The organism is Glutamicibacter sp. NPDC127525, from assembly GCF_042672105.1.
Taxonomy (GTDB): domain Bacteria; phylum Actinomycetota; class Actinomycetes; order Actinomycetales; family Micrococcaceae; genus Glutamicibacter.
This window is the reverse complement of record NZ_JBHXVN010000009.1, coordinates 123,998-133,234: the sequence shown is the minus strand read 5'-3', so window position 1 is coordinate 133,234 and position 9,237 is coordinate 123,998. Positions and strand designations below refer to the sequence as shown.

Below are 9,237 nucleotides of genomic sequence, written 5' to 3'. Positions count from 1 at the left end.
GAACGCACCACCGGAGAGGCTGGGGCCTCACTGATGAGATGCGCCGGCCGGCCCTCGCTGCCGGCAGCCGCGTGATGGTATGTCCCCCACCGCGCTTGGCAGCGGGTTAGCTTGCGGAGTTCTGGGGTAGATGCCTGAGCTCGACCCCGGGGCCAGAGTCCAGAATGAGACCTACCATCGACAAGTAGCCGGACCGGATCGAGCGAAGATCTGGTTCGTTGATGGCGCCCGAGGAGTGGATCCAATCTTCGTAGCGCCGCTGTGGCGGTATGTCCCCACCGTGCCTGGCAGCGCATCAGCTAGCCTGCGCTTCAAGACCGTAGTCGCCCCATCGGCCAGGGAGTGGTGAGGGCAAGAGGGCCACGCTGGGTTTGGTCCGGGTAGCGGGTACACGGCGAGCGCTTCCAAAACCGCCATTAAACCCAATTCGAACTCTGCCAAATTCCCCTGTGCCAGCATTACGCGCTTGTGTACTCGCGGTATCAATGGTCGCAATACTTCCCGGCATGGCTCCGAGATTGCTTCTCCGGAATCAGTGAGGCGGACCGTGCGCCTAGCGCGCTCAAACAGTTGGATGCCCAAGTGCTTTTCGCGTTTAGCAATCTGCTGTCTCACTGCGGGCTGAGCAATGTGCAGTTTTCGGGCCGCCTGACCGAATGAACCGCTTCAGGAGAGTGTTTTCATGCGCACACGCAGCACGTTACCTGAGGGCCAACGCAAAACAGTTCGTAGCGCCATTCGAATTAGGGATGGGTATTACAGCCGCATCCAACCGACTGAACGTCGGCCTCCCCGCTATGGACTGGAGCCCAACCGCCTCTCATACCGAGCCTCCTGTCTACTGCGAAAGTTCACCTGGTGGGTGCAAGCGTCACCAGGGCAATCACCGACTCGCCTATACCTACTTCATTCAACTTGAAGCATGCGTTAAGATCGCAAGAGCTTGGGTGGTCACCTCTAACGACCCGCCGCGCCTTATGTGACATAGTTATTGCGATTGTGCAACGTACATCAATAGGGTGACTCACGCTGGCGCAAACTGGCCGACGGGCTCCTCCAAGTCCAGCCGGAAAGGAAAGGAGCATCGTGAAACCACGCGGGATCGTTATCGACCTCTTCGGCGACTACCTGCGCTACCGGGGAGGTAGGGCACGATTACGCGACCTGACCGCACTGCTGGAGTGCTTCGGCATCGGGGAAAGCACAGCCAGGGTCATGCTGGCCCGGTTGCGCAAGGAAGGGTGGTTCAGCACAGAACCAGACCCGAGCAGCCGGGGTGTCATCTACGCTCTCACCGAGAAGAGCTGGCGGATCCTGGATGAAGGGCGCGAGCGGATCTTCACTCGAGCAGACAGCAAATGGGGCGGACTGTGGCACATGGTAATCTACTATGTTCCCGAACCTGAGCGAACCCTGCGAGAACACCTGCGCAAGGAGCTGTCCTGGCTGGGGTTCGGCAAGCTAGCCGCCTCCACCTGGATCTGTCCGCATGATCGACTGGCAACGGTGGAGGAGAGGTTCGCTGGCACCCCTGCCGTGCGCTTGGACCTACTGCATTCCCGGTCCAAAGGGCTGACCTATGACCGTGACATGGCGCAACGGTGCTGGGACCTCGAGGAACTCAACCATGACTACATGGAGTTCGTCGAACAATATCGCCAGCAGTTGCCTCTCTTCCGATCCAATCGCATGTCAGCTCGGGAAGCTCTGGTAGAACGTACCCGCATGATTCAGGACTACCGGAAGTTCCCGTTCCGCGACCCTGACCTGTCGACCGATCTCCTGCCCGCCGGTTGGATGGGATACGAAGCCCATGAACTCTTCCTAGAAGCCCGAGCCGCGCTGCGCTCCGGTGCCGAGGGCTATGTCGATACGATCCTGGGCATCAGTGAGCAGCATAATACCCCCAAAGCATTCTGACTCAAATTACCGACGAGCGTCTGAATATTGACATATGTGAATCGCGTCACTACAGTGAGGTATCGACTACATCGCCATCATTGATCAACGACGCTGCCTCGTGCGGCGGAATCGGAAGTGGCACTCCCTGTGCGCGACTCCTGCATCCGGGGCCGCTTCGGAAATCCCGCCAGTCGCTTGACGGAAACTGTCACGGGATTCCGTAGTCGCTCATGGACCGACCATGCAGGTTTTCACTGGCATTCTTCCCACCACGCTGAAAGTTGAAGGCATATGAAATTTCCTCCTACACGTAATCCCTCCCGACTGGCTTTGGCAAGTCTGCCTATAGGCGCCTCCGTTTTCCTCGCCTCCAGTTTGGCCGGTTGCGGAATTTTCTCAGCTTCTACCGAACAGGGGGTCTCGCCTTCGGCGCAGGAACAGCCGAACATCATGATGATCCTCTTGGATGACCTGGGATATACCGATTTAAGCGCATATGGTAGCGAAATTAACACACCGAACCTGGATGCCTTGGCCAAGGAGAGTGCTCAGTTCACCGATTTCCATGTCTCTCCCCTGTGCGCGCCTACTCGTGCAGAGCTAATGACCGGTCAAGACCGGCACCGAGTCGGATTAGGCTCCATGGAAGGCCTAACACCTCCCGGCGTGCCAGAGACAACCCCCGGATATAAGGGCAGCCTGGAGGGCAACTTCACCGGCATCGCTGAGCTATTGGGTGACACCGGGTACGGCACCTACCAGGTAGGCAAGTGGCACCTGGGAGGGGAAAAAGGCCAGACCCCTCAGGACCTCGGCTTCGACCAGAACTTTACCCTCTACGATGCTGGCGCCTCCTACTTCTCCGACGGCCACCGTCTCTTTGACAGGCCGGTGCAGCCGGTCGATACGGTCATTCACGAGCGCAACGGCGAGCGTGTCAGCGAGCTGCCGGACGATTTCTTCTCTACGCGCTCCTATACCGATGAAATGCTTAAGATGGTGGATCAGAGCATGGAAGCTGACCAGCCGTTCTTTAGCTATCTCGCTTATACCGCTCCCCATGATCCCCTGCATGTTGAGAACGAAGAACTCATTGAGCAATACCTAGACGTGTACATGGGTAAAGATTTCGCTGATATACGAACCGAACGAAACCAGCGTATGGCTGAGCTCGGGCTAATCGAAGAAGGTATGGCAACGCGGTGGCTTGAAGGCACACCTGATTGGACATCACTGGCAGCCCCGCAAAAACAGGATTTGGCCTACCGGATGGCCACCTATGCAGCAGTAATCCATGAGGCAGACGAACAAATCGGCCGGGTGATCAGCCACCTCAAGGAAACCGGAGAGTACGACAATACGCTCATTGCGGTGGTCAGCGACAACGGAGCGGCCGCCAGCACCCAGGCTAATTACTTGGGTTTTAGTACTGAGGAAGGCTGGCACGACCGGGCTTACCCGCTGCTCGGGGACATGCAGGCCTACGGTCGGCAGGGCTCCTTCGCTTCCATTGGCCTCCCCTGGGCTCAGGTAGCCTCCGGCCCCTATTTCCAGGCGAAGAACACCCTGTTCGAGGGCGGCACGCGAGTTCCAGCCATCATCAAAACTCCAGGAACCAGCGAAAATGCCGATGGAAGGGTTGTCGATACGTTCGCTCATATCACCGATCTCTACCCCACCTTCGCCGAGTACGCCGGAGCGGACCTCTCTTCAACCAGCAATCTTCTGGGTGATTCCGCTCGCCCACTTCTGGAGGGCACGTCGGAGACCATCGGGGATGATGAATTCGGCTGGGAACATTTTGGCCACCGCGCATTCCGATCCGGTGACTGGAAGCTGGTATTCGCACCTGAACCCATGGGCGGGACGGGTGAATACTCACTTTACAACCTGGCCGAGGATCCGGGCGAGGTCACCAACCTTGCCGCTGATCGTCCAGATATCCTCGAAGATCTGAGCAACAAGTGGGACCGATACGCCGATGAAAATGGAGTAGCCGTGGTCGACTTCGAAGCGGTCAATAAAACCGCTCCGTCAGCAGCCGAGAAGTGGTACGCCATGGATTGGGCACTTGACAAAGATGCTTCGGGTCCAGGCGCCAATGAGTAATTGTTGCTCGCCGTCGGGTGCCGAGGGCTCCTCCTCCAAGACGTTCAGAACGACCAACTTCATCCACACGCAACCAACAAGTCCCACCAGATCCTACGATCAGCAAGCTGTAGGAAAATTTGTCGAAATCCCCGCCGGCAGGTTCGCCATGGGCGACCACCACAACGAGGGCTACTCGCATGACGGGGAGACGCCGGTCCATGAGGTTGTACTTGATGGTTTTCATATGCAAACCACTACGGTCACCAACACCCTGTTCGAGAATTTTGTACAGGCTACCGGCTACAGGACTACCGCCGAACGGTTCGGGATATCGGCCGTCTTCTACGCAGCCTTCCAGGGACAACGCAACGACATATACAATCGCGTCCCCGGCGCACCCTGGTGGCTGGCCGTAAAAGGGGCCGACTGGATGCACCCATCCGGTCCGGAATCTGACCTGAGTAAGCTGGGCGATCACCCGGTCGTGCATGTCTCCTGGGACGACGCTTCCGCATACTGCCAATGGGCGGGCACCCGGCTTCCCACAGAGGCCGAGTGGGAGTACGCCGCCCGCGGTGGATTGCAAGGAAAGCGCCTGGTGTGGGGCGACGAACTTACCCCTGAACACATGTGGAACTGCAATATCTGGCAAGGCCGGTTTCCACACGAGAATTCCGCCGACGACGGCTATCTCACCACTGCGCCTGTGCAGTCCTATCGGCCGAATGAGTACGGGCTGTGGCAGATGGCCGGTAATGTATGGGAATGGTGCCACGATAGATTCGAAGCGGACTATTATTCCCGGTCTCCGCTCACTAATCCGCAGGGTCCCTCTACCGGCACTCGGCGCGTGTTGCGGGGTGGTTCCTACCTGTGCCACGACTCCTACTGCAACCGCTACAGAGTGGCGGCGCGCAGTTCAAACACCCCGGAATCCACCTCTGGCAATATCGGATTCCGTGTAGTTTCCGGTGCCAGTTGAGAAACAACCCCTGCATTTGAGAAGACGTCGTCAATGAGCGGTATCAGAAATCCCCGCCGGTCATTTACCGAGGAGCGCTGCAGGGACGTTACCAGACTGGTCTTCGAACCCGGACGCAGGAACAGCATGGCCATCAGGGAGCCGGACGAAGGCCGGGAAAGGCCGGGAAAGGCCGGGCAAATGGGCGACAAAAGATCGTTCATTCCCAAGCCTCGCCAGCGGCACGACCGGAGCGCTGGACGAGCCTGAAAGTGAACAGCTCCATCGCTTGAGCAAGGAATCCTAAGGAGCGGTTCGAACCGATGCCCGCGTTGGAGGATTACCTTATTCTTGCCCAAATATCGGAGTGACTTTAAACTTCCAAATGTTGTCCCGCTCCTAAGAGCTCCCGCAAGATAAAGACGGGATCAAAAAAGGTTGCCAAGGTCGTCTAAGATTGGCATCAAGCCCACGGAGCACCGCTGAATGCTGCTCGCGCGTTCGAGACGCGAGCCCGGCTAATCAGCAAGCTACGGTCGCCTCCATGGTGCAGCAAGGTGTCGAAGGGATCGCCCGGAGGACAATTCTTCCGGGTGCTGGCGATCCTCGATGTTGATACCAATCGCCTGACGGGCCGGGCGGACCGCACTGGACCCAAGGGGCTTCCAGACATGGGCTGGGGTTCGTATAGCCCTCGTCTGTGGCTTATGAGGGTTGGCTGCGCCTGCATGCGGTGCAGTGGCTCCTCCCGCAGGCTGGTGGGCTAGGCCAGCGTAGAGCATACCGTTTTTCTTATAACTGTTTTGTATCGGGACATCGGTAACAGTTCTGCATCAACACATCGGTGACACTTCCACGATTAAAGCGGTAACACTTCCACCCGAAAATTAACTCTTTGGCACAACAACAGCCCGCCAGCACAACCCTTACGGGTCAACTAGCGGGCTGCTGAACTGGAAAGTGTGAAAAATAATGATCCAGTCGACTCGACGATACGCCTAGCCATCACCCAATGGCCAGATAACGCACCCAGAGGATCAGTGACCGCCTTCTGCACTGAGCACGGAATCAGCCGCAAAACGTTCTACCAAATCCTCAAACGGGCCCGCGAAGAAGGCCAAGCCGCCGCGTTGGAACCGCGTTCACGCCGTCCAAAGCGCTCTCCGGAAAGCACCAACGAGGCGCTCAAAGACCAAGCCGTCGCGGTCCGCAAAGCACTGGAAGAGGCCGGGTGGGACCACGGGCCCATCAGCGTGCACGACAAAATGCTCAGCCTCGGCATGAAGGCCCCATCCATCGCGTCGCTGGCCAGGATCTTCAGGGAACGCGGGGTCATCACCCCGTCACCACGCAAACGTCCCAGATCTTCTTACCGGTCCTTCCGCTACCCCATGCCCAACGCCTGCTGGCAGTTGGACGCCACCGAATACCTGCTCGAAGGCGGACGTAAATGCGTGATCTTCCAGCTGCTCGATGACCATTCCCGACTGGCAGTTGCCTCGCTGGTCGCAAGGACAGAGAACAGCAAAGCAGCGGTGGAAGTCTTCCGCCGAGGCGTTGCTGCCCATGGTGTTCCGCAACGGCTCTTGAGCGATAACGGGGACGCCTTGAACCCTATCCGCCGCGGCGTGGTCAGCGAATTAGTCGCCTACGCCAATAGCCTGGGGGTCGCGACGATCACGGGCAAACCGTATAAGCCAACAACCCAGGGAAAGAATGAGCGGTTGCATTCGACGCTGTTCAAGTGGTTGAAGAAGCAGCCCTACGCCAAGGATTTACCGGCGTTGCAACGGCAGGTCGATGTCTTTAACCATGCCTATAACAATGAACGGGGCCATCAATCCCTGGAAGACCGGATGACACCTCAGCAGGCATGGGACGCGACCCCGGTGGCTGCTTCACCAGAGCCTGGATACGCGCTGAAATACAGTACCAAGCCACCAGGCAAAGCCATTTCTGAACCGGTTGCTGACTTTGCCGGACCTGTCGCTGAGCAGGTCGGTACTCCTGCCAAGCTCATGGCAACGTTGCGGTCCGAGGATATGGGCAGCAGCGGTGAGCAGTTGATGCGTGCGAACAAGAACCGGTGCATCCGAATCGCCGGGGTAGAGATTTATCTGGGCAAGCTTCTACGCAGCACGCCGCTGAAGGCTTGCTGGGATCAGCAGGAATTGATGCTGGTGACGATGCACGGTGAACTCATTGCCAGATACGATTTCCCTTTTCCAGAAGGAACGAAATATCGGAGCTTGAAGCATGCGACAGCCCTGTTCGAAAATCCTCGGGAAGATCAGTGAGTGTTACCGATGTCTTGATACAGCAAGTGTTACCGATGTCTTGATACATGACAGGTTTAAGGGTTTCGGATTGGGGCTGCTGGTTGAGGCGCTTGGCGGAGCTCTTTCTGGTTCGCAGACGGTTTCCGAGCGGAAAACCGCAGACCATCAGGGAACGTTGATCATCGCTATTGATGTGGCTCAACTGCGTGACCTTGAGGAATACACGGCGCAGGTAGAAGAATTCATCAGCTACGTCAAAGGCAGCGAGTTGCAGGACGATACCGAACCCATCCGGGTGCCGGGCGAACGTGAGCCATCTCCGGCACAGATTGAAGCTGCCACGGCCATCACGCTGAACCTGAAGACTTGGGAGAACATGCAATGCGTGGCCGTAGCGCTTGAAGTGGAAATGCCAACGGAAATGTGAAAGTAGCCAACGAAAGAAGTGGAATTCTGCCGGTTGGTTGCATAACGGGTGACCGACTGCTTTGAGAATGCTACTCCGGTTAAGCGATGTTTTGACCGGCCAGCGGATTCATCATGTACAGGGCAGCCGGCGGTCCCCGACCCCGACCTCGAATTCGCGGCCTCAGCGGAACGCCAATATATCCGCACCAATCTCGGCCATGACCATTTGCGCGCGCCGATAGGTCGGAGACGCCGATCAAATCGGAAACTACTCATAAAGGCTTGATCCCAGAGGATTCCTAGAAGGTGTCCATCAGTTGATAGAACTTGCGCCAGTCTTTCAGATACTTTCGGCGCTGATTCCGCAGGGTCGAATCCGAACGTTCCAACGGCGCCGCATTCGCGACGTGAGTGTAGCCGTTCGATCCTTGGAAAATTTCAGCAAGGGCCACGCTAGTAACGGTCTGTTCCTTCAATCTGATTTCTTCTGGGGTGCCACAAAGCATCGGCGAGTCCCGGCGATTGTTTTCTCTCTACGACGCGGTAGCTCATTTGAACACCGAGACAGAAAAGAACCAAGGGCATCTGCCAGCAAAGTCCATCCCGGGGATGCGAGAAGCAGATGTAAAAAACACTTGTTCCAATGTCGGAACATCCCTGGTAAGAACCTTCTCAGGTATCCACTACTGAGTCCAATACCGGATACGAGAAATACCTATGAAAAATTGATATCAATGGGCGTCGAATCGCGTTCTGGAGCTACTTCGCTGTTGATAAATTGCAGAAAGTAATGGCGGAACAGGCAGCCGTTATCAGAAAATGAGTGAGGTTGTTTAACGTCGCTGCTGACGAATACTGGCGTTGATGCGCTGCACGCATTCCTGCAACAGATCGGTCATTTGCGCGATTGTTTGTGGCAACATGCGAAATGACGGTCCGGAGAGGGAAACGGCGGCAATTCCGCGCCGGTCCGGATCATCCACCAGCATCGCGACGGCGTTGACGCCCCGTTCCCCTCGGCCATAGGTCACCGCATATGGACGCTGACTCTGAAATGAAGCATAAAAGTCTTCCATTGCGATGACCCCGGAATCCTCCGGCGGCCCTGCGGGGTACATGAGTTTCAATTCCTCGATTGTCATCCTTCCCAAAAAAAGCCTGCCGGCCGCAACGATGTGTGCAGGAAAAAGAGATCCCACTCTGTTTCCAACACGAAGTCCATGTTCACATTCGATGGTCTCGATGATTTGAACCATCCGGCCCTCGGGCTGCATGAAATGGATCGTCTCCTCGGTCCTCTCCATAAGCCATTTCAGGTGAGGCCGGGCCATCGGCAGCGCCGTCTCGGCCGTTACTGATTGCTTGCCCCCTCGCCACCAAGGGCTCAGCGCGTAGGACTTTTCCCCGTCTTGAACCGCGAAACCAAATTCTTTAAGCGTCGAAAGTAAACGGTGCGCAGTGGACCGCGCCACCCCCAGCTCTTGGGCAGCATCGATGACACGGATATTTTTTCGGTCCTGGAGTATTTGCAGGAGAGCCAATGCATTGCCCACAGATGTGACGTGATTCGACATAGAGGAATTCCTCTCGATGGTT

General features: G+C 56.9%; 8 protein-coding genes and 1 pseudogene. 6 read left to right on the top strand and 3 right to left on the bottom strand.

The window, feature by feature from the left end:
* The first annotated feature begins 130 nt into the window (after positions 1 to 130).
* Positions 131 to 349, top strand: coding sequence for a hypothetical protein (locus ACFVHU_RS17385; protein ID WP_388025679.1), 219 nt, complete (start codon positions 131 to 133; stop codon positions 347 to 349).
* Positions 350 to 534: 185 nt separating this feature from the next.
* On the opposite strand, the pseudogene ACFVHU_RS17380 reads toward ACFVHU_RS17385, so the two are convergent.
* A pseudogene (locus tag ACFVHU_RS17380) lies at positions 535 to 651 on the bottom strand (LysR family transcriptional regulator); the annotation flags it as partial.
* 435 nt (positions 652 to 1,086) lie between these two features.
* Between ACFVHU_RS17380 and ACFVHU_RS17375 the strand changes: the two are divergent.
* The 5 genes from ACFVHU_RS17375 (at position 1,087) to ACFVHU_RS17355 (ending at position 7,660) form a co-directional block, all read left to right on the top strand.
* Positions 1,087 to 1,920, top strand: a complete 834-nt coding sequence (locus ACFVHU_RS17375) for a PaaX family transcriptional regulator C-terminal domain-containing protein (protein WP_388025676.1) — start codon at positions 1,087 to 1,089, stop codon at positions 1,918 to 1,920.
* Between the two features lie 432 nt (positions 1,921 to 2,352).
* Positions 2,353 to 4,011: a sulfatase-like hydrolase/transferase gene (locus ACFVHU_RS17370; protein WP_388025673.1), complete on the top strand. Its 1,659-nt coding sequence runs from the start codon at positions 2,353 to 2,355 to the stop codon at positions 4,009 to 4,011.
* On the top strand, positions 3,983 to 4,975 hold the full coding sequence (locus ACFVHU_RS17365) for a formylglycine-generating enzyme family protein (RefSeq protein WP_388025695.1): 993 nt from the start codon (positions 3,983 to 3,985) through the stop codon (positions 4,973 to 4,975). The genes ACFVHU_RS17370 and ACFVHU_RS17365 overlap by 29 nt, the downstream gene beginning before the upstream one ends.
* A 971-nt stretch (positions 4,976 to 5,946) precedes the next feature.
* A complete protein-coding gene (locus ACFVHU_RS17360; protein WP_388025693.1) occupies positions 5,947 to 7,251 on the top strand; it encodes a DDE-type integrase/transposase/recombinase in 1,305 nt (434 codons plus the stop codon).
* A complete protein-coding gene (locus ACFVHU_RS17355; RefSeq protein WP_388025670.1) occupies positions 7,211 to 7,660 on the top strand; it encodes an Ldh family oxidoreductase in 450 nt (149 codons plus the stop codon). The genes ACFVHU_RS17360 and ACFVHU_RS17355 overlap by 41 nt, the downstream gene beginning before the upstream one ends.
* Before the next feature lie 280 nt (positions 7,661 to 7,940).
* Here the strand turns inward: ACFVHU_RS17355 and ACFVHU_RS17350 are convergent, their stop codons facing one another.
* Both ACFVHU_RS17350 and ACFVHU_RS17345 read right to left on the bottom strand, forming a co-directional pair.
* Positions 7,941 to 8,117, bottom strand: a complete 177-nt coding sequence (locus ACFVHU_RS17350; protein ID WP_388025667.1) for a hypothetical protein — start codon at positions 8,115 to 8,117, stop codon at positions 7,941 to 7,943.
* A 357-nt stretch (positions 8,118 to 8,474) separates the two neighbouring features.
* Entirely contained in the window at positions 8,475 to 9,215 is a 741-nt protein-coding gene (locus ACFVHU_RS17345) for an IclR family transcriptional regulator (RefSeq protein WP_388025664.1), read from the bottom strand.
* Between the last annotated feature and the right edge of the window lie 22 nt (positions 9,216 to 9,237).

Coding starts and splice junctions, on each gene's coding strand:
- ACFVHU_RS17345 (WP_388025664.1), bottom strand. CDS start 9,215: ATGTCGAATCACGTCACATCTGTGGGCAATGCATTGGCTCTCCTGCAA.
- ACFVHU_RS17365 (WP_388025695.1), top strand. CDS start 3,983: ATGCTTCGGGTCCAGGCGCCAATGAGTAATTGTTGCTCGCCGTCGGGT.
- ACFVHU_RS17355 (WP_388025670.1), top strand. CDS start 7,211: ATGCGACAGCCCTGTTCGAAAATCCTCGGGAAGATCAGTGAGTGTTAC.
- ACFVHU_RS17385 (WP_388025679.1), top strand. CDS start 131: ATGCCTGAGCTCGACCCCGGGGCCAGAGTCCAGAATGAGACCTACCAT.
- ACFVHU_RS17370 (WP_388025673.1), top strand. CDS start 2,353: ATGATGATCCTCTTGGATGACCTGGGATATACCGATTTAAGCGCATAT.